Origin of the sequence: Flavobacterium phragmitis, assembly GCF_900112575.1 — a bacterium.
Taxonomy (GTDB): domain Bacteria; phylum Bacteroidota; class Bacteroidia; order Flavobacteriales; family Flavobacteriaceae; genus Flavobacterium; species Flavobacterium phragmitis.
Window position 1 is genome coordinate 319,792 of the sequence record NZ_FOMH01000007.1, and the last position, 26,303, is coordinate 346,094.

Consider the following 26,303-nt stretch of genomic DNA (forward strand, 5'->3'; position numbering starts at 1 on the left):
TAAATTATAAAAGAGTAGAAATAGAATTATTCTCTGTGAATCTTTACGAGAAACCTTTGCGAATCTTTGTGGTACATTTTTTATCTGCTTTCTTTGACTATCTTTGCACTTTATAAATTACAGTATTTTATATCATGTTTCAGTTAGGTAAAACTATTATTTCAGAGGATATTCTGGAAAAAGAATTTGTGTGCAATTTGTCTGCTTGTAAAGGAGCTTGTTGTGTTGATGGAGATGCGGGTGCGCCTTTGAACGAGGCTGAAACTAAAATCTTAGAAGAAATCTACCCAAAAGTAAAACCTTTTTTAAGAAAAGAAGGAATCGAAGCGATCGAAGCACAGGGAACGTGGGTTAAAGGAACCGATGGAGATCTTGAAACACCACTTATCGATAATAAAGATTGCGCCTATGTAATTTTTGATGGAAAAACGGCACTTTGCGGTATTGAGCAGGCTTATAACCAAGGAATCGTAAGTTGGAAAAAGCCAGTTTCTTGTCATTTATACCCAATTCGTGTAAAGGACTTCACAGAATTTGCAGCGGTTAATTATGACAAATGGGATATTTGTGATGATGCCTGTTCTTTAGGAAAAGAATTGGAAGTTCCTGTTTATAAATTTGTCAAAGAAGCATTAATAAGACGTTTTGGTGAGGATTGGTATATGGAACTGGAAAAAGTAGCCGAGGAGCTTAAAAATTCATAAAAATACCTATCCGTTATATAGTCTTTTTGACTATCTATTTTTAACTCAAAAAAATAAAGTTTTGACTCAAAAAATCTTTTTTGAAAACTATTAAAAATTACTTGCATTTTATATTTAAAAGTCTATATTTTACGGCTGTTTTCGAGTGTTTGTTGTGTTTAAATATCTCATTTACAAATAATTGATTATTGTCTGAAAAATATCTCAATTTTTGGTCGTTGTTAAAAACTACGCCCGATTGTGAATAAGTTTGACTTTTATTTTTGGCGTTAATTGACAATCTTTGTACTGCTTGTTTAAGCGCAAAATTCAATACAAAAATTAACAAGATCTGTCATGTCTCAAATCGAACCAATATTACAAGAAAATAAAAACCGCTTCGTTATTTTTCCGATTAAACATCATGATATTTGGGAATGGTATAAGAAGATGGAAGCAAGTTTTTGGACTGCTGAGGAAATTGACTTACACCAAGATTTGACAGACTGGAATAATAAGCTGAATGACGATGAAAGATATTTCATTAAACATATTTTAGCTTTTTTTGCTGCTTCTGACGGAATCGTAAATGAAAATCTGGCTGAGAACTTTGTAAATGAAGTTCAATATGCTGAAGCGAAGTTTTTCTATGGATTTCAAATCATGATGGAGAATATTCACAGTGAGACGTATTCTTTATTGATTGATACTTACGTTAAAGATGAAGCTGAAAAAACAGAATTGTTTAATGCTTTGGAAGTTTTTCCTGCGATTGCTAAAAAAGGAGAATGGGCTTTAAAATGGATTGAATCAGATTCATTTGCTGAAAGACTTATTGCTTTTGCTGCAGTTGAAGGAATCTTTTTCTCAGGAGCTTTCTGTTCAATTTATTGGTTAAAAAAACGTGGTTTAATGCCAGGTTTGACTTTCTCAAATGAATTGATTTCTCGTGACGAAGGCGTACACTGTGATTTTGCTGTTCACTTGCACAATCACCATTTGGTAAACAAAGTGCCAAAAGAAAGAATTAAAGAAATTATTGTTGATGCATTGGATATCGAAAGACAGTTTGTCACGGAATCTCTTCCAGTAAGTTTAATTGGTATGAACGCGACTTTAATGACGCAGTACTTAGAGTTTGTTGCCGATAGACTTTTAGTAGAGTTAGGTTGTGAGCGTGTTTACGGATCTGCGAACCCATTCGATTTCATGGACATGATTTCTCTTCAAGGAAAAACTAATTTCTTTGAAAAACGTGTTGCAGAGTATCAAAAGTCAGGTGTGATGAACAACGACAGCGATGCTCAAAAAATTTCATTCGATGCAGATTTTTAGACAACAAAAATACTTTTAGTGTCTATCTTCTAGAGATACTAAAAAAAGATTACAGATTATTTTTTTAAGGTTGAGCCTCTTTCCCCAAGTCGCAGGTTCAATAGCAATTTTTGACGTATTTAAATTCGATTTTCGAATTTGAAACAAGTAACTATTGAGAATTTGGTAATTCTCTAAAATTAATTTAAAAACACGCAATGTTTAAGTGCTGGAATTCGTTTTCTAGTTACTTTAATTTTTTCAATAACCATAAAAGGTAAGCTTATGTATGTAGTAAAAAGAGATGGCCACAGAGAGCCCGTAATGTTTGATAAGATTACAGAAAGAATCAAAAAATTGTGTTACGGCTTAAACGAGCTTGTAGATCCAGTTAAGGTAGCCATGAGAGTTATCGAGGGATTGTATGATGGGGTTTCGACTTCTGAATTGGATAATCTTGCAGCAGAAACGGCGGCTTCTATGACAATTGCGCATCCTGATTATGCTCAATTAGCAGCTCGTGTAGCAATTTCTAACCTGCATTCAAATACCAAAAAATCTTTCTCAGAAACGATGAAAGATATGTATCACTACGTTAATCCAAGAAATGGTCAAGATGCGCCATTAATTGCTGATGATGTTTACAAAGTGATTCAAGAAAACGCTGCTTTTTTAGATTCTCACATCATTTATACAAGAGATTTTAATTACGATTATTTTGGTTTTAAAACCTTAGAGCGTTCTTATCTTCTTAAAATAAACGGAAAAATCGTTGAGCGTCCGCAGCATATGTTAATGCGTGTTTCTGTTGGGATTCACTTAGACGATTTAAAATCAGTTATTGAAACTTACGATTTAATGTCTAAAAAGTTCTTTACGCACGCAACGCCAACGTTGTTCAATGCGGGAACTCCAAAACCGCAAATGTCATCTTGTTTCCTTTTGGCAATGCAGGAAGACAGTATCGACGGTATTTATGATACATTAAAACAAACAGCTAAAATTTCGCAATCAGCGGGAGGAATCGGGCTTTCTATTCATAACGTTCGTGCAACTGGATCTTACATTCGCGGTACAAACGGAACTTCAAACGGAATTGTTCCGATGTTGAGAGTGTTCAACGATACAGCTCGTTATGTAGATCAAGGTGGTGGAAAGCGTAAAGGAAGTTTTGCGATTTATATTGAAACTTGGCATGCTGATATTTTTGAATTCTTGGATTTAAAGAAAAATACAGGAAAAGAAGAAATGCGTGCAAGAGATTTATTCTTCGCAATGTGGACTTCAGATTTATTCATGAAACGTGTTCAAGAAGATTCAACTTGGACTTTAATGTGTCCAAACGAATGTCCAGGTTTATATGATGTTTACGGAGAAGAATTCGAAGCTTTGTATACGGATTATGAATTTAGAGGAAAAGGAAGAAAAACAATCCGTGCTCGTGAATTATGGGAGAAAATCCTTGAGTCACAAATTGAGACCGGAACGCCATATATGTTGTACAAAGATGCAGCAAACCGTAAATCGAACCACAAGAATTTAGGAACAATCCGTTCTTCTAACTTGTGTACAGAGATTATGGAGTTTACTTCTAAAGATGAAATCGCAGTTTGTAATTTGGCATCAATCTCATTGCCAATGTTTATTGAAAATGGAGAATTCAACCACGAATCACTTTACAATGTTACAAAACGTGTAACTCGTAACTTGAACAAAGTAATCGACAGAAATTACTATCCAGTACAAGAAGCTGAAAACTCAAACATGCGCCACCGTCCAGTTGGATTGGGAGTGCAAGGTTTGGCAGATGCTTTTATTATGTTACGTATGCCGTTTACAAGTGATGAGGCTAAAAAATTAAACCAAGAAATTTTCGAAACTTTATACTTCGCTGCTGTAACCGCTTCTATGGAAATGGCAAAAGAAGAAGGGCCGTATTCAACTTTCGAAGGATCGCCAATGTCTCAAGGAGAATTCCAATACAACATGTGGGGATTAAAAGATGAAGAATTATCTGGTCGTTGGGACTGGGCTTCATTAAGAAAAGAAGTTGTAAAATATGGAGTTCGTAACTCATTATTAGTTGCACCAATGCCAACTGCATCGACTTCTCAAATCTTAGGAAACAACGAAGCTTTCGAACCTTATACTTCAAACATTTATACACGTCGTGTATTGTCTGGAGAGTTTATCGTAGTAAACAAACATTTACTTGAAGATTTAGTAAAATTAGGTTTATGGAACGAAGATTTGAAACAAGAGATTATGCGTCATAACGGATCTGTTCAAAACATCGATAAGATTCCGCAAGACTTGAAAGATCTTTATAAAACAGTTTGGGAAATGTCGATGAAAGATATTATCGATATGTCTCGTCAAAGAGGATATTTCATTGACCAGTCTCAGTCGTTAAACTTGTTCATGCAGGATGCCAACTATTCTAAATTGACTTCAATGCACTTCTATGCTTGGCAGTCTGGTTTAAAAACAGGAATGTATTACCTAAGAACAAAAGCGGCTGTAGATGCAATTAAATTCACATTAAACAATGATAAAAAAGAAGAAACTCCATCTTTAGTTCAAGAAACGGAAGCAATCAGCGTTGAGGATTACAAAGCGATGCTTTTAAAAGCACAAGCGGCAGATCCTGAGGATTGTGAAATGTGTGGGTCTTAAATGATTTTAGAATTTAGATCTGAGATTTTAGATTTTTAATTTGATATATGAAAAGCAGTTGTCGTTTTGATAGCTGCTTTTTTTGTTTATTTGTTGTTAAACGTATTAGGTAATTGGTATGAATAAAATTTTTGTCTTAGTTTTCTTTTTGGTTAACTCTGTCTTTGCTCAAAAGAGAGATATTATTTATAGAATTGCTTACGATTCTTATCCTGCAAATGGGTATTTTTATGGAGTTAGTGTATTGTATCTGAAGGATGATTATAGTTATAGACTGTCAGACCAAAAGTATAATTCCAGAAAGATGGCTAGAAAAAATGCTATAAAAAGTGTAAAAGAGGAACATGGGAAATGGAAAATGCTTGGTGATACTTTATTGCTTTACGATAATAGACAACTAATGAGGTTTATCAAAGTCAATGATAAAAAAATAGCTTTTTTAATTGACGATATTGAAAAATTTGATCATTGCTGGAAAAAAGTGAAATATTAATATTCGAATGGATTTAAATATTGTTCAATATAAAAACGAATATTATGGGTTGGCTCAAGAATATTTGAAGAAAATTGATTTTGTAGAATCGGATATTGTCGAAATTATTCCAAAATCCATTTCGATTTTAATCGACCATGATTTTATTCCAACTCCATGTATTGAAATCAAATTAGAGCTTCATAAGAATCAGAAAAAGAAAGCTAATTATTTTCTATATCTAAATGAAAATAAAGAATTCGTTGATGAATTTTTATATTAAAAAGGTTGACTTTTTTTTGTAAAACATAGCCCGTGGTTTCAACCACGGGAACACAACGCGTTACCCCAATTCGTTTCCCGTGGTTGAAACCACGGGCTATGCCGATTATCATTGCGCAATGTTAAACAGACAATATCCCAAAAAATTCCCCGTTCTAATTAATACCAAAGACTTTTTCAAAACTTAGCACCTCAGAATCTTTTAAAATTAAACCTTTAAAAGAAAGTTGAGTCTTATTGTAATAATTTCTGAACCATGAAAAAAAGCAATCTTTGGTCCTTACGATTAGGTTTTTCAGGAAAACAAACTTCAAAAATTGAAAAACTCGGCTTAGAAAAATTTCTAAAGCAATCTTATAATTCGAAATTTGATACAACACTTCCAGACTTTCTGCAAGATCAACCTAAAACCACTTTAGAGTTGAAACAAGTTCGGGAAATAATCAAAACTTCAGATCCCGAAACCAAAAAGGAAATTCAGAAAAAAGAAAATCAAGTAACTGCCGAATTCAAAAAATGGTGGATTGCTAAAATGCGTAATGATGAATTTCCATTGCACGAAAACATGGTTTGTTTTTGGCACAATCATTTCGTTTCGACTTCTCAAAAAGTGAAAATCAATTACTGGATTTATCAGCACAATATGATTTTGCGTGAAAATGCTTTTGGCAATTTTAAAGAATTAACCAAACAGATTCTGAAATCAAATGCTATGGTTCGGTATCTGGATAATGGCGATAATAAAAAGGGGAAAGTCAACGAAAATTTAAGCCGTGAATTGCTTGAATTGTTCACAATCGGAATTGGGAATTATACCGAAGACGATATTAAAAACGGTGCAAAAGCTTTGGCCGGATTGAATATTGGCGATGAAGGTGCTGTTTACAGAAAAAATATTGAAGATAACAGCGATAAAATTTACTTCGGTAAAACAGGAAACTGGAAAGCCGACGATTTGGTCGATATTATTTTCGAACAGAAAAACATTCCGTATCTCATTACCCGAAAAATTCTGAAATGGTTTATTTATGATAATCCGTCTGAAGAGTTGGTAGTTTATTATGGAGATTATTTTAGAAAAGAAAAATTCGAAATTCAGCCTTTGTTGACCAAAATCTTTACGGAAGAATTTAAAAAAGAGAATTCGGGAAATAAAATCAAAAATCCCCTAGTTTATATTTTACAGCTTTGTGATGAATTGCAGATGGAGAATGTAAATGATGCCGCAATTATGGCATTTATAAAACAGCAGGGAATGGATTTGTACAATCAGGTGAATGTAAAAGGCTGGGATGGTGGAAATTCCTGGCTGACTTCGCAGATTTATCTTCAAAGAAACAATACAGCCGATTTATTATGCAGTGGAAAAAGTCTCAATCGAAGAGTTTTGAAAACGATGATGAACGGAGTTGAAAAAGAAAAATCAGAATATGAAAAAGTTGCCGTAAAAGTAGCTTTTGATTCGGATGGAAACAACAAAACCATCATTTCTGAATTATCAGACCGATTATTATTTAATGTCAGCGATTCGGCTCAAAAAGATATGGAAAATCTTCTGAAATACGATTTTGATCCTAAAGATCCGCACGCCGATTTTGCTGTGGTCAGACTTTTTAATTACATCGCAAAACTTCCTGAATATCAATTAATCTAAAAAGCAGTAATCATGAACAGAAGAAATTTTCTAACATTGACAGGAACTTTTACAGGCGGATTGCTTGTGCTTCCCGATTTTTTACACGCTTTTGGTTCTCAGAACAATTTGATTGTGGGAGAACAATGTGTCGTTTTTGTACAGCTGAATGGCGGAAATGACGGTTTAAATACCTTTATTCCATATGATGATCCGTTGTATTATGATTTACGAACGAAAATTGCTTTAAATAAAGATTTGGTGATCAGTAAAAATAAAGGAATGGCATTTCATCCTTCCTTAAAAGATTTTGCCCAAATGCAACAAAACGGAGATTTGACTGTAATTCATAATGTGGGTTATCCAGAACCAATTCGTTCCCATTTCAGAAGCCAGGAAATTTGGCAAACAGCAACCGATTCTAATAAATATATAAACGAAGGCTGGCTCGGAAGATTTCTCGATTTGCAATGCAACGGACATCAAGCGACAGCCGGAATAAATTTAGATTCGATCGATAATTTGGCTTTAAAAGGTGTTGAACCGAATTTTATAACTGTAAAAGATCCAGATCGATTTAAGGTAAAACCAAAAGAAGAAAATGTGACTTTGTCTAGAAATCCGCATTTAGATTTTGTTCGGAAAATTGCTAATTCCGTTACCGAAGGTTCTGATGAAATTCAGAAAGCTTTGGCAAAATCTAAAACTGAAATCAGTTATCCAAAAACCGAATTATCTAAAAACTTAGAATGGATTGCAAGACTTATAAAAGGAAATCTAAATTCAAAAGTATATTACACATCGCTTGGCGGATTTGATACACACGATAATCAACTCGCGATTCACGAAAAAAAATTAACGGATTTAAACGATTCATTATATAGTTTTTATTCCGATTTAAAACAGTCACAATTATTGCAGAATGTCACAATAGTAGTTTTCTCAGAATTTGGACGAAGAGTAAAAGACAACGGCAACGGAACGGATCATGGAACTGCAGCGCCCATGTTTATCATTGGAGGGAATAACAAAGGAACAATTTTAGGAAACAATCCAAATTTAGCGGATTTGGATAATGGCGATTTAAAATACCAGATTGATTTCAGAAGTGTATATGCTTCTTTATTAAAAGAAAAAATGAATTTTGATTATAATAAAATTGGGATTTCGAATAATCCTGTTTCTGGACTGTTTTGAATTAAATAATTAGTGACTAAATTTGCTTAAATTTGTATTCAACTTAATAATAAAAATATGCAAATCAAAAATTTATCTAAATATAGCAATGCTGAAAAAATTGTTTTAGCAGAGCAGTTATGGGACAGTGTTTCTAAAAATGATTTAGAAATTTCTGATGAAGTAAAAAAAGAATTAGATATTCGCATACAGAATTTGGAAGAAGGAAAAACTGAATTATATACGTGGGAAGAAGTTAAAGCTCATTTGAAATCTCTAAGATAAAGTGTATAAACTTCGTTTTGTAAAAGAAGCATTATTTGATATTGAAGATATTGTTCTGTGGTATGAAGAACAACGGATTGGTCTTTCATATGATTTTGAACTTTGTTTAGAGGCTGGAATAGATGCAATATCGCGAAATCCAAATGCTTTTCAAAAGAAATATAAGAATGTCAAAATTCTATTCATTTCAAGATTTCCTTATGGGATCCATTATAGATTTGAAAAAGAGGAAATAATAGTTCTTGGGATTTTTCACACTTCTCGTTCTCCTAAAAATTGGACTAAGAGATTAGGTTTATAATTAAGGTTTAAAGTAATTATGAATTTAGAGATAATCAATTCACAAATTGCTTGAGTGTATGATTTTTTGTGTAATTCGAATTAAATAACCATAAAGATTTACATTAATTCGTGAATTCTTAGCAAAAAAAACTTAGCATCTTAGGAGCTTAGTATCTCAGCATCTCTGAAAAAGCCATTGTAAATATCTCATTTTAAGCCGATATTTTTATATTATCATACAAAACGGGCTAAATTTGTTAAGAAATCCTTTTTTGTTTCATAAAATGCAATCTTTTTTTTGGTGCACTAAAAATAATTTATACATTCGCAGAGAATTTACAAAATAACACAAACAAAATGGCAACTAACCGTTTTTATTTTAGCAACAACTTTTATTTCTTCTTTAGTAGAAGTGAGGATTGTGCTATGGTTATTTGAAAAATATAAAAGACAAATAAAACTAATATACAATCCTGATGCAAATCAGGATTTTTTTTTGACTATATGACAACGAAAATTGCAATACAAGGTATTAAAGGATCATTTCATCATCAGGTTGTGAAAGAGTATTTCTCTGAAAATGTGGATATTGATGAATGTTTGTCTTTTGAAGAATTGATCGACAGCCTTATTGCCGGAAAATCTGATCAGGCCGTTATGGCGATTGAAAACTCGATTGCAGGGCCGATTATTCCAAATTATGCTTTGATCGACAAGAATAATTTACACATAATTGGAGAGCATTATTTAAATATTCAGCAGAATTTAATGGCTTTAAAAGGTCAGAAAATTGATGACATAAAAGAAGTTCATTCGCACCCAATGGCACTTTTGCAGTGTATGGATTTCCTGAAACAATATCCAAACATCAAATTGATTGAGGATAAAGATACAGCCGAAACAGCAAGAAGAATTCAGGAAAAACAGTTAACCGGAATTGCAGCAATTGCTAGTGTAACAGCTTCTGAAATGTACGATCTGGATATTATTGCATCATCGATTCAAACGATCAAAAACAATATGACTCGTTTCGTAATCATCAAAAAGCAAAATTCATTTTTGCCGGAAAACGAAATTAACAGAGCGTCAATCAAATTTGAATTAGATCACAAAAGAGGAAGCTTGGCGGCAGTTTTAAATGTAATGAGCGACTGCAAACTGAATTTGACAAAAATCCAGTCGCTTCCAAAAATCGAAACACCTTGGAAATATTCATTTTTCGTAGATGTAACATTTGAGAAATACGAAGATTTTGCAAAAGCCAAAACGTTATTAAACATTATGGCTGAGTATTTTAAAGTGTTGGGAGAATATAAGAATACTAGACCTTAAGAAGGTTAAAAGTTATAGGTTAGAAGTTAAAAGTTTTGTCAGGCTGAGCGAAGTCGAAGCTCGCGTTCCAATTGGAAAGCCCTTCGACTTCGCTCAGGGTGACAAGTCAAGAAGAGAAAAAGCATATAGCTTACGGCATAAAGCCTAAAGCATTTTTTAATAAAAATAGAAATGATTACAACAGCAAAACGATTAGACACAGTTGAAGAATACTACTTCTCATCAAAACTAAGAGAAGTTCGTCAGTTGATGTCTGAAGGAAAACCGATCATCAACATGGGAATTGGAAGCCCTGATTTGAGTCCGTCAAAAGCAGTAATTGAAGCAGTCGCTGCAGCAATTCAAGATGAAAACGGACATGGCTATCAAAGCTATCAGGGATTACCAGAAATGAGGCAGGCGATGGCGGATTTCTATCGTGATCAGTTTGGTGTTGAAGTGAATCCGAATAATGAGATTTTGCCTCTTATGGGTTCAAAAGAAGGAATAATGCACATTTCGTTAGCATTTTTAAATGAAGGCGATCACGTTTTGATTCCGAATCCAGGTTATCCAACTTATACTTCAGTAACCAATTTAGTTCAGGCAGTTCCGGTTTATTATGATTTGAAAGAAGAAAATGGATGGGAACCGGATTTTGAAGCTTTAGATAAATTAGATCTTTCGAAAGTAAAAATTATGTGGTTGGGTTATCCGCACATGCCGACAGGAGCTAGAGGAAGTTTTGCGTTATTTGAAAAATTGGTTGCTTTTGCTAAAAAACATAACATATTATTGATCAACGACAATCCCTATAGTTTTGTTTTGAATGATAATCCGATGAGTTTATTGCAGGTTGAAGGCGCGAAGGATGTGGCTTTAGAATTGAATTCCCTAAGTAAAACATTCAACATGGCAGGCTGGAGAGTCGGAATGGTTTTAGGAAATCCTGAAATTATCGATGCGGTTCTAAAAGTAAAAAGCAACATGGACAGCGGAATGTATTACGGAATTCAAAAAGGAGCTATCGCAGCGTTAAAATGTGATAAATCTTGGTTCGAAGATCAAAACAAAATTTACAGACGCCGTAGAGAATTGACGGAAAAATTAGCTGAAAAGTTAAACTGTAAAGTATATAAAGAAGGAGTTGGGCTTTTTGTCTGGGCAAAACTTCCAGAAGGAATTCAGTCATCAGAAAAGTTCATTGACGAAATATTATACGAGAAACACATTTTCATTACACCGGGAACGATTTTCGGAAGCAACGGCGAAGGATATATTAGATTCTCTCTTTGTGTAAAAGAAGAAAAAGTACAAGAAGCGATAGATCGATTTTAGAGTATTAAGATTTTAGAAGCAAGAATCAAGACTTTTATCCAGATTGTCAGGCTGAGCGAAGTCGAAGCCATTTAATTGGAATTTGGAATTTTAAGACTTGGAATTTTTAAAAAGATATGAAAGTATACGTAATAGGAATAGGATTAATAGGCGGTTCGATGGTGCTGGACATCAAAGAAAAACATCCTGATTCGAAGATTTTTGGAATCGACAGCAACGAAAAACATTTGCAGGAAGCAATTGATCTTGGAGTTATTGATGAAGCTGGAAGTTTTGAGGATCTGCAAAAAGCCGATTTTGTAATTGTTTCGGTTCCGGTAGATGTGGCCCTGACGGTTTTGCCAAAAGTTCTGGATTCGGTTGGAGATAAAACGATTGTTTTTGAAGTAGGTTCGACTAAAAAACCAATATGTGATGCAGTAGCCAATCACCCAAAAAGAAGAAATTTTATCGCTACACATCCAATTGCAGGAACAGAGTTTTCGGGACCATCGGCAGCAATAAGAGGTTTGTTTCAAGGAAAAACAAATATTATCTGCGAAGTCGAAAAGACTGCTTTTAAATTACAAGAAAAAGCATTGAATCTTTTTACTTCAATCGGAATGAGAATTCGATATATGGATCCTGTTTCGCACGACAAACACATTGCTTACGTTTCGCATTTATCGCACATTAGTTCGTTTATGCTTGGGAAAACAGTAATGAATAAAGAAAAAGACGAACAGGATATTTTTGATATGGCGGGTAGTGGATTTGAAAGTACCGTTCGTTTAGCCAAAAGTTCACCAGCGATGTGGACACCGATTTTTAAGCAGAATAAAGAACATGTTCTGGAAACTTTAGAAGCTTATATTTCAAATCTCAGTCGGTTTAGGGATTTGCTGAAAGAAGAAGATTATAACGCCATTTTTGAAGAAATGGAAAGCACAAATAAAATAAAAGAGATATTAAACGGATTAACAATTAAAAAGTAAAAACTATAATAAAATGGAAAATAAGAAAGAAATGAGAAAGTGGTTAGAAGATTTCAATTTAAATCACCCACTTGTGATAGCTGGACCTTGTAGTGCAGAAACTGAAGATCAGGTTTTGAAAATCGCTCACGAATTAAAAGATTCTAAAGTAAGTGTTTTCAGAGCTGGAATCTGGAAACCAAGAACTCGTCCAGGAGGATTTGAGGGTATTGGAGAAATTGGATTAAAATGGTTACAAAAAGCAAAAGCTGAAACTGGTTTATTAATGGGAACTGAAGTTGCGACTGCAGCTCACTGTAAATTAGCTTTAGAATACGATATCGACGTTTTATGGGTTGGAGCACGTACAACTGCAAACCCTTTCGCAGTTCAAGAAATTGCAGATACTTTAAAAGGAACAGATAAAATTGTTTTGGTTAAAAACCCAGTAAACCCAGATTTAGCTTTATGGTTAGGTGGTGTTGAGCGTTTACACATGGCTGGAATCGAGAAATTAGGAGTTATCCACAGAGGTTTCTCTACTTACGAAAAAACAAAATACAGAAACATTCCAGAGTGGCAGATTGCTATCGAATTACAAAATAAATTCCCTGATTTGCCATTAATCATCGATCCATCTCACATTACTGGAGATCGCAAAATGATTTTCGAAGTAACTCAAGAGGCTTTAGACTTGAACTACGATGGTATGATCATCGAAACGCACATCGATCCAGACAACGCTTGGTCTGATGCGGCGCAGCAAGTAACTCCAGATGCTTTGAAACAAATCATAAAAGATTTGACGATCAGAAAAACGGATGATACTACAGATGAGTACAGCCAAAAAATGAAAAAATTAAGAGCTAACATCGACGTATTGGATGCTAACTTATTAGAATTGTTAGGGAAACGTATGAAAGTAGCTGATGAAATTGGTCAGGTGAAAAAAGATGCAAACGTTGCGATTCTTCAAAACAACCGTTGGAACGAAATCTTAGGAAAAATGATTTTAGAAGGGGAGAAAAAAGGTCTTACTGAAGAATTCGTTTTAAGAATGTTCAAAGCAATTCACCAAGAAAGTATTGGGCACCAAGAGAAAATTTTCAACGCATAATTTTCTTTAAACCAGATAAGTGATATAAGATAAATTAAGTTTCATTTGAAATTTGTTATTGAGTTTAATTATATCACACATTTGAAATTAGATTGTTTTTTAAAAAATCCCTATTACTTTGAAAGAAGTGATGGGGATTTTTGCTTATAAAAAGCAACTATTTATATTCGCTTATATAACTTATATGGTTTAAATTATTCATTTATCTTTGCAAAGAATTTAGGTTTAAGAGCAATCTAAAATCTAAAATCATAAATCTAAAGTACAAGAATGACAGGAACCGTTTATAAATCTACAGGAAGCTGGTATACCGTAAAATCTGAAAATGGGGATTTTGTGGAATGCCGTATGAAAGGGAAATTCAGAATAAAAGGAATTAAAAGTACCAATCCTATTGCTGTAGGCGATATTGTGGATTATGAATTGGAGGAAACATCTGATGCTGTTACCGGAATGATTCATACTATTCACGAAAGAAAAAATTATATTGTTCGTAAATCGGTTAACTTGTCTAAGCAGATTCATATTATTGCTTCTAATATTGATCAAGTTTTTTTATTGGTTACAATCGATAATCCGCCGACAACTACAAGTTTTATTGATCGTTTTTTGGTTACTGCAGAAGCATACGGAATTGAAGCTATTCTTATTTTTAATAAAATTGATACACTAAACGATCAAACTTTAGACGATCAGTTGTATTTACAGCATATTTATTCGGAAATCGGATATAAATGTCTTCGCATTTCATCCACAGAAAACAAAGGTGTCGACAAGCTGAAAGAAATGATGATTGGAAAAGTAAGCATGTTTTCTGGGCATTCGGGAGTTGGAAAATCGACTTTAGTAAATGCTATGGAACCAAGTCTTCATTTGAAAACTTCTGTCATTTCAGAACAAAGCAAGCAAGGACAACACACCACAACTTTTGCAGAAATGTATGATTTGTCTTTTGATGCCAGAATTATTGATACGCCAGGAATCAAAGGTTTTGGAATTGTGGATATGGAACCATCAGAAATCAGCGGTTATTTTCCAGAGTTTTTCAGATTAAAAGATCAATGCAAGTTTAACAATTGTTTGCATAAAGAAGAACCGCATTGTGCGATTAAGGCTGCTTTAGAAAAAGATGAAATCGCTTGGTCGCGCTATAATAGTTATCTTAAAATTCTCGAAGGTGATGAAGAGCATTATCGAACGGATACTTATGGTGAAGATCGTGCCGCGAGTGATGAAACAAGAAAGTAATCTTTTAAAATTCCAATTCAAAAAAAATCCAAATTCCAATTTAAAGAATTGACGACAATATTTTTTGTAGAGATGCACCGCAGTGCATCTAACGTAAAGAATTTAAATATGTTTAATATGCGGCTGATTAATTATGCTGCATTTAGATCAAAATAAAAATGAAAGTAGTTATCCAAAGAGTTTCAGAAGCATCAGTAACAGTTGAAGGCCAAAAAACAGCCGATATTAAAAAAGGTTTGTTGGTTTTAGTTGGAATAGAAGAAGCCGATACTCAAGAAGATATTGATTGGCTTAGTGGAAAAATCATTAAGATGAGAATCTTTGGAGACGAAAATGATGTCATGAACTGTTCGGTTCAGGATATTGACGGAGAAATTATTGTTGTTAGTCAATTTACACTTCATGCTTCAACAAAAAAAGGAAACCGGCCATCTTATATAAAAGCGGCAAAACCAGAATTCGCAATTCCAATGTATGAGAACTTTGTTAAAACATTGGAAAAAGAATTTGGTAAAAAAATTCAAACCGGAATTTTTGGTGCTGATATGAAAGTAAACCTCCTAAATGATGGTCCTGTCACGATTTTAATAGACAGTAAAAACAAGGAGTAAAATATTATTAAACATTTGTTAAGGATTTCTGAAAAAAATATATATTTGACGAAAATCCCTACTAATGAAAAACCTTTGTTGCGCATTATTTTTTTTAATTTTCACCTCTTATTCTTTTGCCCAAAAGAATGATTATTCTATTCTTAAAATTTCAGACAGTCTTAAAGACAATGCAAATGCTGTAGTAAGATTTGATTTAACTGATATCTCCATTTTATCACAAAGGAATATGGTTATTAAAACAGATCGTGCAGTAACAGTTCTAAACGAAAAAGGCGCACGTGCTGTAAATGCTGTCGAAAGTTATAATAAAAGAACTTCCGTTAAAAATATAGAAGCAATAATATATGATGCTTTTGGAAACGAAATCAAAAAAATCAAAAAAAAAGATTTTAAAGATGTAAGTGCTGCAGATGGTGCTACGCTTGCTTCTGACGGCAGATATATTTATCTAGAATATACTCCGATATCATATCCTTATACAATAGTTTATAGTAGCGAAATAGAGACCTCAAATACTGCATTTATTCCTCGTTGGCTTCCTTTGGATAATTATTTTGTAAGTGTGGAGAAAAGCATTATAAATGTCAAGTATCCTAATACACTTGGATTTAGAAAAAAAGAATCTCAGTTTTCGGTTTTTGATATAAAAAAGACTGATGAAACAGATACAAAGCTTTCTTATTCTGCTAAAAATATTTTAGCTCACAAACCTGAAGATTATAGTCCAGCTTTTTCAGAATTATATCCAAAACTAACAATGAGCTTGGAATATTTTAATCTCGAAGGAATTGATGGAAATGCAAAAAATTGGAAAGAATATGGGAAATGGTTTTCAGAAAAAATATTAACAGAAACTATAGTATTGCCCGAAGAAACTAAAAGTAAAATAAAAGCACTTGTAGGAAATGAATCCGATCCTCTAAAAAAGGCAAAAATTATCTATCATTATGTACAAGAAAAATCCAGATATGTAAGTATTCAATTAGGTATTGGCGGATTTAAACCTATGCTGGCTGCAGATGTTGATCGTTTAGGGTATGGTGATTGTAAAGCATTATCAAATTATACAAGAGCACTTCTAGATGTTGTAGGAGTTCCATCATATTATACAGAATTATATGGTGATAGTGATTTAAGAGATATTGATGAAGATTTCTTTACAATAGAAGGAAATCATGTAGTTTTATGTATACCAGATAAAGAAAATTATGTTTTTTTAGAATGTACGAGTCAAAATGATCCTTTTGGATATCAAGCTAATTTTACAGATAATAGAAAAGTCATCGTAATTAAACCTGAAGGAGGAGAAATAATTAGAACAAAAATATATGAGCCAAAGAGTAATGCTCAGATTAGTAAAGGAAATTATTCTTTAGACGAAAATGGAGTTTTTTCTGGTGTAATAAATATTACTTCTGAAGGATCTCAATATGGAAGAAAGGGGCAAATAGAAAGATTTCAGCCTCACGAAAAGGAAAAACATTACAAAGATTATTGGAGTAACATAAACAATTTAAAACTTGGTAGAATAGCTTTTACAAATGACAAGGAGAATATCCGTTTTACAGAAGATGTTCAATTAACAGCATCCAATTATGGAGTAATTTCTGGGAATAAAATGATTTTTACTGTTGATGCTTTTAACCAAAATTCAGAAAACGTAAAACGAATAAGAAACCGTAAAAATCCATTCCAAATTCAGCGTGGCTATTTAGATACGGATGAAATCGAAATCAATCTTCCTGCAGGTTTCAGCATTGAATTTCTACCACAAAATTATGAACTGAAAGGAAAATTTGGCGAGTATAAAACCGAAATCATCAAAAACGATTCTAACAAACTAACCTATAAAAGATCGATGTTTTTAAACAAAGGAAAATATTCAAATAAAGAATATGATGAATATCGATTGTTTATGGAGCAAGTTTCCCGAAATGATAACGCCAAAATAATATTAACCAAGAATTAACCCAAAAACATAAATTACCCAACCAATGAAATTACCCAAACTAATCAATGCAATATTTCTGCTGTTTGTCGTTTCGACTGTTACAGCGCAAGAGTTTAAATTAGGAAAAGTATCTGTTGCAGAGCTTCAACAAAAAGTGCATCCAAAAGATTCGGCTGCTGTTGCCGCTATTTTGTATAAAAAAGGAACTTCTAGATTTATTTATGATAAAGACCAAGGTTTTGTAATTGTTACTGATGTAGAAAATAGAATTAAAATTTATAAAAAAGAAGGTTACGATTGGGCTAACCAGGATGTTTTCTATTATATCTCGGGAGGAGTTGAGGAATCTGTAGTTTTTTCAGATGCAGTAACATACAATTTGGTCGATGGAAAAATAGAAAAAACTAAATTGAAAACAGAAGGTACTTTTAAGGAAAACCGAAGTAAATATAGCGGGCACAAAAAAATTACACTGCCTAATGTCAAAGAAGGTTCTGTTATCGAATACAGATATACAATCAAAAGCCGTCATTTAAGTTTTATGCGCGATTGGGATTTTCAAGAAGAAATTCCAGTTAACTATTCAGAGTATGTAACTTATATTCCAGAATACTTTGTTTATAATGTGAGACAAAAAGGATATATTTTGCCAAAAGTTAAATCTGAATTTATTCAAGGATCTTTTACTGTTTATGAAAAAGAAAGAGATTTAGTTTCCGGTAAACCATCCTATTCTACTTTTAAAAAAGAATACCAAGAAGCAAAAACTACTTATGTTGCAGAAAATTTTCCAGCCATGAAAGATGAAGTTTTTGTGAATAATGTAAATAATTATATGTCAAGCCTACAGTTTGAACTGGCAATGACTAAATTCCCGAATGAATCAATAAAACCATATTCAACAGATTGGAATTCAGTTGTAAAAACAATCTACGAATATGATGACTTTGGACCAGAGTTAAATAAAACGGGATATTTCGAAGAAGACCTAAAATCATTACTTGCAACTGCAAAAAGCAATGAAGAAAGAATCTTGCTGATTTTAAATTTTGTAAAATCAAATGTTGGCTGGAACGGTATCAATGGATATTCTTGTGACAACGGAGTGCGTAAAGCATACAAAGAAAAAACAGGAAATATTGCCGATATCAATTTAATGCTGACAGCTATGCTTCGTCATGCAGGATTAAAAGCAAATCCAGTATTGGTGAGTACACGTTCTAACGGAATTGCTTTTTTTGCAAATAGAACGGCCTTTAATTATGTAATTGCCGCTGTAGAAACCGATCAAGGAAATATATTATTAGATGCTTCTTCTAAATATTCATCACCAAATATTTTACCCTTAAGAGCATTGAACTGGCAGGGACGTTTAATTCGTAAAGATGGGACTTCTGAAGCGGTTGATTTAATGCCGAATACAATCTCTAATGACAATGTTTTTGTAAACTATACAATTGATCCAACTGGTAAAATTGATGGAAAAGTTAGAAGGCAATGTACAGAATACAATGCGATGGTTTTTAGAAATAATTTTGAAAGCGTAAAACAAGATGCTTATCTTGAAAAACTTGAAAATGAAAGTGGAAAGATTGAAATTAGTGATTACAGCAGAACAAATGAAAAAGAACTTTTACTTCCTACCATTGAATCTTTTTCATTTACAGGCTCCAATTTATGCGATCTAATTGGAGATAAGATTTACATTAATCCAATGTTGTTTTTTGCTAAAACAAGTAATCCTTTCAAACAAGAAGTACGAGAGTATCCAGTTGATTTCGGATACCCATTTATGGATAAATTTAATATAACGATTAAAATTCCAGATGGTTTTACGGTTGAGTCATTACCACAATCAGGAGCTTTAACTATGGAGGATAATTTAGGGGCATTTAAATATCACATTGTACAAAATGAGAGTGTATTGCAATTATCCATTTCTCATCAAATAAATGAAGCAATTGTATCTAATGAGCAATATGATATGTTGAAAGAGTACTACAAAGGAATGGTTGCTAAGGAAACAGAAAAAATAGTTTTAAAACGTATCTAAGATGCGAGCTCGTTTTCTTTTAATTTGTTTTGTGTTCTTTTGGAACAATGTTGAGGTCCAAGCCCAAAAATATGAGCTTGGAAAAGTTACTGTTGCAGAACTTCAGGAAAAAGTACATCCAATAGATTCTTCGGCACCAGCAGCAATTTTATTCAAAAAAGGAAAAACTATTTTTACATACAATTATAAAACTGGCTTTTCAGCAATCCATACATATGAATTTAAAATCAAAATATACAAAAAAGAAGGCTTAAAATGGGCCGACCAAAAAGTACAGTATTATGTTGGATACCAAAACTTAAATGAAGAATTGCTGTCTTTTTCGAATGCGGTGACGTACAATTTGGAAAATGGTAAAATTGAAAAAACTAAACTGGAAAATCAGGGAACATTTAAAAGAAAAATCAATGAATATTGGAACGAAAAAGGAATAACATTTCCAAATGTCAAAGTAGGATCTGTTTTGGAATATAAATATGTTTTAAAGTCAGAAAACATTGTTCAGTTTCCGGATTTTGATTTTCAATTTAGTATTCCGGTAAATTATTTTGAATACAAAACGGAGTTTCCAGAATTTTATATATACAAAGCTCTTTTAGTAGGTACCAGCACCATAGAAAACAGTTCTAAAATTGTATCAGGAAGTCAGAGTTATGAAAATGAGTATGGCCAGAGCAGGAATTTTTTATACCAGCAGATAGACTCTTTTTATTCAGGAAAAGATATTCCAGCCTTAAAAGAAGAACCGTATGTCAATAATATCGAAAATTACAGAGGCTCTATCAAACATGAGCTGGAACGGGTCCGAATGCCAGAACAACCTGTAAAGGATTATACGATTACATGGGAAGGTGTGGCTTCAACAATTTTTAAAGATGACCATTTTGGCAAAGAAATTAATAAAAATAGTTTTTTACTCGAAGATGTAAAAAAGATACTTGCGAATGTTCAATCTCCCAAAGAGAGGATGAATGTTATTTTTCAATTCGTCCAGAATAAAATGAACTGGAATGAAAAAAATAGTTATTATACTGATAAAGGTGTTGAAAAAGCCTATACAGATCAAACTGGAAATATAGCAGAAATCAATTTTATCTTGCTTAATATGTTGAAATGGGCAGGGATAGAAGCAAATCCAGTTTTAGTAAGTACGGTCGAAAATGGAGTTCCCGTCTATCCAACAAGAACAGGATTTAATTATGTGATTGTTGCAGCAGAAATAGATGAAAAGCAAGTTTTGTTAGATGCATCTCGAAAATTTACTTCGCCTGATATACTTCCTTTGAATGTTTTAAATTGGAAAGGAAGAATGATAAAGAGCGATGGGACTTCTAAGGAAATTGATTTAGTTCCAATAAAACCATCTAGAGAAAATGCCAGCATCACGATTAAATTAAATGAAGATGGAAAGATTAACGGTAAAGTAAGAATTCAGAGAACAGATTATGAAGCTTATAAATTTAGGGTTCAAAATGGAAACAGAAATCAAGACAGCTATTTAGAAAAACTAGAGCAACAATTAGGTGATTTGAAGATTTCAGATTATTCAATAACAAATAAAATTTCGAATATATCTGATCCAATTGTGGAGACTTTTAGTTTTGAAACCAATAATTTTGTGGAGAGTATTGGCGGTAAACTTTACATAAGTCCTATGTTGTTTTACACACCTTCAAAAAATCCGTTTGTGCAGGAAAATAGACAGATGGGAATTTATTTTGGATATCCTAAGCAAGAAAAGCTTTTTGTAAATGTAGATATTCCAGAAGGCTATGTAGTAGAAACACTTCCAGCACCTGCCAGATTTTCTTTGGAAGAAAATGCGATACATTTATCACTAAATGTTTCAAGTGAAGGAAACAAAATTCAATTTAACTTTTCAAAAGACATCAACAATAGTATTTTTGCAGCTGAACACTACAATGCATTAAAAACACTGTTTCAAAAAATGCTTGCTAGTCAAAATGAAAAAATCGTCCTTAAAAAAATATAGCAATGGATTTGAAAAATGCGCAACTAGATGTTGATACTTGGATAAAAGAACATGGAGTTCGTTACTTTAACGAATTAACCAATATGGCACAGCTTACAGAAGAAGTGGGAGAAGTGGCCAGAATTATTGCCCGTCGCTACGGAGAACAATCTGAAAAAGAAAGCGATAAAAATAAAGATTTAGGAGAAGAATTAGCCGATGTTGTTTTCGTCGTTTTGTGTTTGGCGAATCAAACAGGAATCGATTTACAAGCTGCTTTTGATAAAAAAATGGACTTAAAATCGGTTAGAGATAAAGATCGTCACAAAAACAATGATAAATTGAAATAATTGTGAAATTTCAGCGTGAATTTTGATTTACGGGCGAGGAGTGGTAAATTGCGCGCTTGGATTATGTTACTCATAATTCGCAACTCATAACTAATATCATGAATTTAAAATTAACGACGAATTCACCATTCACCATTGATGATTCGCAACTCAATATCACAGGTTCTAAAAGCGAAACAAACCGTTTGTTATTACTAAAAGCGTTATTTCCAAACATCACTTTAGCCAATACTTCAAACTCTGACGACAGTGAAGTAATGCAGAAAGCTTTGGCAGGAAATGATGAAATTGTAGATATTCACCACGCCGGAACAGCAATGCGTTTTCTTACAGCTTATTTTTCGGTTAACGAGGGAAGAGAAGTAGTTTTGACAGGATCAAGCAGAATGCAGGAACGCCCAATCAAAATTTTGGTCGATGCTTTAAGACAATTGGGAGTTGAAATCTCTTATGAAAAAGAAGAAGGTTATCCGCCAATCCGAATTAAAGGAAAAAAAGTAACGGCTTCAAAAGTAAACTTGGCAGCAAATGTAAGTAGTCAGTATATTTCAGCACTTTTATTAGTAGCTTCAAAATTGGATAACGGTTTAGAACTGACTTTAGAAGGAGAAATCACTTCAATTCCATATATCAAAATGACTTTGGCTTTGCTGAATGATTTAGATATCAAAACCAGTTTTGAAGGAAACGTAATCAAAGTTTTCCCTAAAGAATCGGTTGAATCAAAAGAAATGGTTGTAGAATCGGATTGGAGTTCGGCTTCTTATTTCTTTAGTTTGGTAGCTTTATCTGAATCTGCAAAAATTACTTTGAGCAGTTACAAAGAAAACAGCCTTCAAGGAGATTCAGAATTAGTTTCTCTTTATGAAAAAATGGGCGTAAAAACTACTTTCCAAGGAAATAAAATGACTTTGGAAAAAGTAGCTGGTTTCAATTATCAAGATGTAAATTTTGAATTGAATAATACTCCGGATATTGCTCAGACAATTGTAGTGACATGTTTAGGTTTAGGTATTGGATGTCACTTGACAGGCCTTCATACTTTAAAAATTAAAGAAACAGACAGACTCGAAGCTTTAAGAATCGAGTTGACAAAACTAGGAGCAAATATTTCGGTGACTAATGACAGTTTGACTTTAGTGAAGTCTGAAAATATAAATCAAGATGTAAAAATCGGAACCTATAATGATCACCGTATGGCAATGGCGTTTGCTCCATTAGCAATAAAAGTTCCAATTATTATTGATGATGCAGAAGTAGTTTCTAAATCATATCCAGATTTTTGGAATGATTTAAAAGCGTTAAACTTTCAAGTCTCAGAATTGTAAATTTTTTTGAACCATATAAGTTATAAAAGTTCATTTAAAATAAAGCTTAATCATATAACCTCTGGTTTCAACCGGAGGTTTTTTTATCCGTCATTTTGGATATTATCGCAAAGTATGTCATTTCGACGAAGGAGAAATCACACTAGAAGTTCGACAAAGATTGGCGATTTACTTTGCGGAATCCCGCGTGCGATTTCTCCTTCGTCGAAATGACAAAAAATGTTGAATTAGTTTTTTTGTAGAAAAAAACATTTTTAATGGTTCTCGAAACATCATTAAATCAAGGACTTTTGAAAATAAACGCCAAAACACTTGACAACGCCTATCTCACAATCGTATATTTGCATCCGATTTAAAATTTTGGATAAATAAGTCTAAAATAGATATTTAAAAAATCTACACTTCAAATATGAAATTATCACACTTCAATTTCAATTTACCGAAAGAACTTTTGGCTGAATTCCCAGCAGAAAACAGAGATGAATCTCGTTTAATGGTAATTGACCGTAAAAAAAACACTATCGAACATAAAATGTTTAAAGACGTGATCAACTATTTTGATGACGGAGACGTTTTAATTCTTAATAATACAAAAGTTTTTCCTGCACGTTTGTACGGAAACAAAGAAAAAACCGGAGCTAGAATTGAAGTTTTCTTATTAAGAGAATTAAATTCAGAGCAACGCCTTTGGGATGTTTTAGTAGATCCTGCTAGAAAAATCCGTATTGGTAACAAACTTTATTTTGGTGACGACGATTCGTTAGTTGCTGAGGTAATTGACAATACAACTTCTCGTGGTAGAACTTTACGTTTCTTATACGATGGTTCTTATGAAGAATTCAGAAATAAATTGACAGAACTTGGAGAAACTCCAATTCCTAAATATATCAACAGAGATGTTACTCCAGAAGATGCTGAAAGATACCAAACAATCTATGCAAAAGAAGAAGGAGCTGTAGCAGCGCCAACTGCTGGTTTACACTTCTCTAAACACCTTTTGAAAAAATTAGAAATCAAAGGTGTGAATTTTGCTGAGGTAACTTTGCACGTAGGTTTAGGAACTTTCAACCCAGTTGAGGTTGAAGATTTATCGAAACACAAAATGGATTCTGAGGAATTAATTATCACTCAAGCAGCTTGTGATATCGTAAACGAAGGAAAAGCAAAGAAAAAACGTATTTGTGCTGTAGGAACAACTTCTATGCGTGCAATTGAAAGTTCTGTTTCTTCTGCGAATACTTTGAATCCTTACGAAGGATGGACAAATAAATTCATTTTCCCTCCTCACGATTTTAGTATTGCAAACTGTATGATTACAAATTTCCACACACCAAAATCAACATTATTGATGATGATTTCTGCATTCTGTGGTCACGATTTAATGAAAAAAGCATACGAAGAAGCAATTAAAGAAGGATACAAATTCTATTCTTACGGAGACGCGATGTTAATATTATAATCTGAAATTTTTTCAGATCCAAACCCGACAGGTTTTTAAACCTGTCGGGTTTTCTGTTTTTAATGGTTTCAAGTTTTAGGTTTCAGGTTTGGCACTCGTGGAGAAATTTGACCGCAAAGTTCGCGAGTTTTTTGCTCAGTTTGTGTTTGGCTGATGCAAAAAAACGCAAAGCTTTGCGCACTTAGCGTTTTGTAAATGTTAAGCTTGATAAAAAAACTTTGCGAACTTTTCGGTTAAAAAACACAAAGCATTTAAACTTGAAACTTTAAACCTGAAACAAAACAAACAATTTTTGTTATTTTAGCAGGCAAAACAAAAAACACAATGACTTTTCAAAATACACGCGAATTCGCGAAACAACTTGATGCACAAGATGCACTGAATCATTATCAGGAACAATTTATATTTCCGAAAGTAAACGATAAACGAGTTATCTATTTTACAGGAAACTCATTAGGATTACAGCCAAAACGTACCAAAGCTTATATAGACGAAGTAATGAATGACTGGGCAGAATTGGCTGTCGAAGGTCATTTTTATGCCGAGAAACCTTGGTGGGATTATCAGGAAAGATTTTCTGAACCGTTGAGTAAAATTGTGGGAGCGCTTCCGTCAGAAGTTACAGTGATGAATACTTTAACAGTAAATCTTCACTTGCTGATGGTTTCTTTTTATCAGCCAAAAGGAAAACGTTATAAGATTATCTGCGAAGAAAAAGCCTTTCCGTCAGATCAATATATGTTCCAAAGCCAGGTTCATTTTCACGGTTACAAACCAGAGGATGCAATTGTGGAAATCAAACGTCGCGAAGGCGAGCACAATATTCGTCTGGAAGATGTTTTAGCCAAAATTGAAGAAGTTGGTGATGAGCTTGCTTTAGTTCTAATTGGCGGAGTAAACTATTATACCGGACAAGTTTTTGATATTAAAACCATAACCGCAGCAGGACAAAAAGCAGGAGCAAAAGTAGGCTGGGATTTAGCACACGCTGCAGGAAATATCAAATTAGAACTTCACGATTGGAATGTAGATTTTGCTGCTTGGTGCAGTTATAAATATATGAACTCAGGTCCAGGAAATGCTTCCGGATGTTTTGTTCACGAAAAACATCACAACAATCCAGATTTGCCTCGTTTTGCTGGCTGGTGGGGACATAATAAAGAACGTCGTTTTAAAATGGAACCTAATTTTGATCCTGTTCACGGAGCAGACGGATGGCAGATTAGTAATCTTCCAGTTCTTTCGTTAGCACCTTATTTGGCTTCTGTAGAAATGTTCGCTGAGGTTGGAATGGATGCTTTAATTAAAAAGCGTGATCATATTACGTCGTATTTAGAATTCATTCTTCACGAAATTGATAAGGAAGTAGAAAGCACTTTTGAAATTATTACACCAATAAACCCAGAAGAAAGAGCTTCGCAATTATCTGTTTTTCTTCACGGAGAAGGAAGAGCTTTATTTGACTATTTAATGAAAAATGGAGTTATCACAGATTGGCGTGAACCAAACGTAATTCGTCTGGCACCAGTTCCTTTGTATTGTTCTTATGAAGATATGTATGACTTTGGACAAATTCTGAAAAAAGGAATTTTAGGGAAGTAAATTATTTCACGCAGATTTTGCAGATTCTAGCAGATTTAAAATGATTTCTATAAATAATCTGCGAACATCTGCTTAAATCTTTTTAAATCTGCGTGAAAAAAACTTTAACCACAAAATTTGTGATTTCTCGTTTCTCGAAATGACAAAAATGAGGGAAAACTTTGCAACTCTTTGATTTTGCGAGATTAAAAGCTTTAACTACTT

Annotated in this window: 22 protein-coding genes; all 22 read left to right on the top strand. The window is 33.3% G+C overall.

Annotation, left to right across the window (positions count from 1 at the left end):
• Nucleotides 1–134 precede the first annotated feature (134 nt).
• The 22 genes from BM289_RS14655 to kynU all read left to right on the top strand — a co-directional run bounded on the left by BM289_RS14655 (nucleotide 135) and on the right by kynU (nucleotide 26,099).
• The gene (locus BM289_RS14655; protein ID WP_091494802.1) at nucleotides 135–704 is read left to right on the top strand and encodes a DUF3109 family protein; all 570 of its coding nucleotides are present in this window, start codon (nucleotides 135–137) and stop codon (nucleotides 702–704) included.
• Nucleotides 705–1,040: 336 nt separating this feature from the next.
• A complete protein-coding gene (locus BM289_RS14660; protein ID WP_091494805.1) occupies nucleotides 1,041–2,018 on the top strand; it encodes a ribonucleotide-diphosphate reductase subunit beta in 978 nt (325 codons plus the stop codon).
• A gap of 264 nt (nucleotides 2,019–2,282) precedes the next feature.
• Nucleotides 2,283–4,673, top strand: a complete 2,391-nt coding sequence (locus tag BM289_RS14665; protein ID WP_091494807.1) for a ribonucleoside-diphosphate reductase subunit alpha — start codon at nucleotides 2,283–2,285, stop codon at nucleotides 4,671–4,673.
• Between the two features lie 118 nt (nucleotides 4,674–4,791).
• Nucleotides 4,792–5,166, top strand: a complete 375-nt coding sequence (locus BM289_RS14670) for a hypothetical protein (RefSeq protein WP_091494809.1) — start codon at nucleotides 4,792–4,794, stop codon at nucleotides 5,164–5,166.
• A gap of 7 nt (nucleotides 5,167–5,173) precedes the next feature.
• The gene (locus BM289_RS14675) at nucleotides 5,174–5,428 is read left to right on the top strand and encodes a hypothetical protein (RefSeq protein WP_091494811.1); all 255 of its coding nucleotides are present in this window, start codon (nucleotides 5,174–5,176) and stop codon (nucleotides 5,426–5,428) included.
• A gap of 255 nt (nucleotides 5,429–5,683) precedes the next feature.
• The gene (locus tag BM289_RS14680; protein WP_091494813.1) at nucleotides 5,684–7,081 is read left to right on the top strand and encodes a DUF1800 domain-containing protein; all 1,398 of its coding nucleotides are present in this window, start codon (nucleotides 5,684–5,686) and stop codon (nucleotides 7,079–7,081) included.
• 12 nt (nucleotides 7,082–7,093) lie between these two features.
• Nucleotides 7,094–8,257, top strand: a complete 1,164-nt coding sequence (locus BM289_RS14685) for a DUF1501 domain-containing protein (RefSeq protein ID WP_091494815.1) — start codon at nucleotides 7,094–7,096, stop codon at nucleotides 8,255–8,257.
• A 57-nt stretch (nucleotides 8,258–8,314) separates the two neighbouring features.
• Nucleotides 8,315–8,521 (top strand): addiction module protein, encoded by a 207-nt coding sequence (locus BM289_RS14690; protein WP_091494817.1) that lies wholly within the window; start codon nucleotides 8,315–8,317, stop codon nucleotides 8,519–8,521.
• Between the two features lies 1 nt (nucleotide 8,522).
• The gene (locus BM289_RS14695; protein WP_091494819.1) at nucleotides 8,523–8,822 is read left to right on the top strand and encodes a type II toxin-antitoxin system RelE/ParE family toxin; all 300 of its coding nucleotides are present in this window, start codon (nucleotides 8,523–8,525) and stop codon (nucleotides 8,820–8,822) included.
• Nucleotides 8,823–9,307: 485 nt separating this feature from the next.
• On the top strand, nucleotides 9,308–10,135 hold the full coding sequence (locus BM289_RS14700) for a prephenate dehydratase (protein ID WP_091494821.1): 828 nt from the start codon (nucleotides 9,308–9,310) through the stop codon (nucleotides 10,133–10,135).
• A 171-nt stretch (nucleotides 10,136–10,306) separates the two neighbouring features.
• Nucleotides 10,307–11,452 (top strand): pyridoxal phosphate-dependent aminotransferase, encoded by a 1,146-nt coding sequence (locus tag BM289_RS14705; protein ID WP_091494823.1) that lies wholly within the window; start codon nucleotides 10,307–10,309, stop codon nucleotides 11,450–11,452.
• A gap of 116 nt (nucleotides 11,453–11,568) precedes the next feature.
• Nucleotides 11,569–12,426: a prephenate dehydrogenase gene (locus tag BM289_RS14710; protein ID WP_091494825.1), complete on the top strand. Its 858-nt coding sequence runs from the start codon at nucleotides 11,569–11,571 to the stop codon at nucleotides 12,424–12,426.
• A 13-nt stretch (nucleotides 12,427–12,439) separates the two neighbouring features.
• Nucleotides 12,440–13,522, top strand: coding sequence for a bifunctional 3-deoxy-7-phosphoheptulonate synthase/chorismate mutase type II (locus BM289_RS14715; RefSeq protein WP_091494827.1), 1,083 nt, complete (start codon nucleotides 12,440–12,442; stop codon nucleotides 13,520–13,522).
• 270 nt (nucleotides 13,523–13,792) lie between these two features.
• On the top strand, nucleotides 13,793–14,770 hold the full coding sequence (rsgA, locus tag BM289_RS14720) for a ribosome small subunit-dependent GTPase A (protein ID WP_091494829.1): 978 nt from the start codon (nucleotides 13,793–13,795) through the stop codon (nucleotides 14,768–14,770).
• A 158-nt stretch (nucleotides 14,771–14,928) separates the two neighbouring features.
• Nucleotides 14,929–15,381 carry a D-aminoacyl-tRNA deacylase gene (gene dtd, locus BM289_RS14725; protein ID WP_091494831.1) on the top strand — a complete coding sequence of 151 codons (453 nt, stop codon included), beginning with the start codon at nucleotides 14,929–14,931 and terminating at the stop codon, nucleotides 15,379–15,381.
• Between the two features lie 64 nt (nucleotides 15,382–15,445).
• Nucleotides 15,446–17,353: a DUF3857 domain-containing protein gene (locus BM289_RS14730; RefSeq protein WP_091494833.1), complete on the top strand. Its 1,908-nt coding sequence runs from the start codon at nucleotides 15,446–15,448 to the stop codon at nucleotides 17,351–17,353.
• Nucleotides 17,354–17,378: 25 nt separating this feature from the next.
• On the top strand, nucleotides 17,379–19,388 hold the full coding sequence (locus tag BM289_RS14735) for a DUF3857 domain-containing protein (RefSeq protein WP_091494836.1): 2,010 nt from the start codon (nucleotides 17,379–17,381) through the stop codon (nucleotides 19,386–19,388).
• A 1-nt stretch (nucleotide 19,389) separates the two neighbouring features.
• Nucleotides 19,390–21,381 (top strand): DUF3857 domain-containing protein, encoded by a 1,992-nt coding sequence (locus tag BM289_RS14740; protein ID WP_091494838.1) that lies wholly within the window; start codon nucleotides 19,390–19,392, stop codon nucleotides 21,379–21,381.
• A 2-nt stretch (nucleotides 21,382–21,383) separates the two neighbouring features.
• Nucleotides 21,384–21,710, top strand: a complete 327-nt coding sequence (locus BM289_RS14745) for a nucleotide pyrophosphohydrolase (protein WP_012022600.1) — start codon at nucleotides 21,384–21,386, stop codon at nucleotides 21,708–21,710.
• A 98-nt stretch (nucleotides 21,711–21,808) separates the two neighbouring features.
• Entirely contained in the window at nucleotides 21,809–23,038 is a 1,230-nt protein-coding gene (gene aroA, locus BM289_RS14750; protein WP_091494840.1) for a 3-phosphoshikimate 1-carboxyvinyltransferase, read from the top strand.
• A gap of 409 nt (nucleotides 23,039–23,447) precedes the next feature.
• Nucleotides 23,448–24,497, top strand: coding sequence for a tRNA preQ1(34) S-adenosylmethionine ribosyltransferase-isomerase QueA (gene queA, locus BM289_RS14755; protein ID WP_073415911.1), 1,050 nt, complete (start codon nucleotides 23,448–23,450; stop codon nucleotides 24,495–24,497).
• 324 nt (nucleotides 24,498–24,821) lie between these two features.
• On the top strand, nucleotides 24,822–26,099 hold the full coding sequence (kynU, locus tag BM289_RS14760) for a kynureninase (protein WP_091494842.1): 1,278 nt from the start codon (nucleotides 24,822–24,824) through the stop codon (nucleotides 26,097–26,099).
• Nucleotides 26,100–26,303: the final 204 nt, after the last annotated feature.

Coding starts and splice junctions, on each gene's coding strand:
- BM289_RS14655 (WP_091494802.1), top strand. CDS start 135: ATGTTTCAGTTAGGTAAAACTATTATTTCAGAGGATATTCTGGAAAAA.
- BM289_RS14735 (WP_091494836.1), top strand. CDS start 17,379: ATGAAATTACCCAAACTAATCAATGCAATATTTCTGCTGTTTGTCGTT.
- BM289_RS14680 (WP_091494813.1), top strand. CDS start 5,684: ATGAAAAAAAGCAATCTTTGGTCCTTACGATTAGGTTTTTCAGGAAAA.
- BM289_RS14740 (WP_091494838.1), top strand. CDS start 19,390: ATGCGAGCTCGTTTTCTTTTAATTTGTTTTGTGTTCTTTTGGAACAAT.
- BM289_RS14710 (WP_091494825.1), top strand. CDS start 11,569: ATGAAAGTATACGTAATAGGAATAGGATTAATAGGCGGTTCGATGGTG.
- queA (WP_073415911.1), top strand. CDS start 23,448: ATGAAATTATCACACTTCAATTTCAATTTACCGAAAGAACTTTTGGCT.
- BM289_RS14730 (WP_091494833.1), top strand. CDS start 15,446: ATGAAAAACCTTTGTTGCGCATTATTTTTTTTAATTTTCACCTCTTAT.
- BM289_RS14690 (WP_091494817.1), top strand. CDS start 8,315: ATGCAAATCAAAAATTTATCTAAATATAGCAATGCTGAAAAAATTGTT.
- dtd (WP_091494831.1), top strand. CDS start 14,929: ATGAAAGTAGTTATCCAAAGAGTTTCAGAAGCATCAGTAACAGTTGAA.
- BM289_RS14665 (WP_091494807.1), top strand. CDS start 2,283: ATGTATGTAGTAAAAAGAGATGGCCACAGAGAGCCCGTAATGTTTGAT.
- BM289_RS14660 (WP_091494805.1), top strand. CDS start 1,041: ATGTCTCAAATCGAACCAATATTACAAGAAAATAAAAACCGCTTCGTT.
- BM289_RS14685 (WP_091494815.1), top strand. CDS start 7,094: ATGAACAGAAGAAATTTTCTAACATTGACAGGAACTTTTACAGGCGGA.
- aroA (WP_091494840.1), top strand. CDS start 21,809: ATGAATTTAAAATTAACGACGAATTCACCATTCACCATTGATGATTCG.
- BM289_RS14670 (WP_091494809.1), top strand. CDS start 4,792: ATGAATAAAATTTTTGTCTTAGTTTTCTTTTTGGTTAACTCTGTCTTT.
- BM289_RS14675 (WP_091494811.1), top strand. CDS start 5,174: ATGGATTTAAATATTGTTCAATATAAAAACGAATATTATGGGTTGGCT.
- BM289_RS14715 (WP_091494827.1), top strand. CDS start 12,440: ATGGAAAATAAGAAAGAAATGAGAAAGTGGTTAGAAGATTTCAATTTA.
- BM289_RS14705 (WP_091494823.1), top strand. CDS start 10,307: ATGATTACAACAGCAAAACGATTAGACACAGTTGAAGAATACTACTTC.
- rsgA (WP_091494829.1), top strand. CDS start 13,793: ATGACAGGAACCGTTTATAAATCTACAGGAAGCTGGTATACCGTAAAA.
- BM289_RS14745 (WP_012022600.1), top strand. CDS start 21,384: ATGGATTTGAAAAATGCGCAACTAGATGTTGATACTTGGATAAAAGAA.
- BM289_RS14700 (WP_091494821.1), top strand. CDS start 9,308: ATGACAACGAAAATTGCAATACAAGGTATTAAAGGATCATTTCATCAT.
- kynU (WP_091494842.1), top strand. CDS start 24,822: ATGACTTTTCAAAATACACGCGAATTCGCGAAACAACTTGATGCACAA.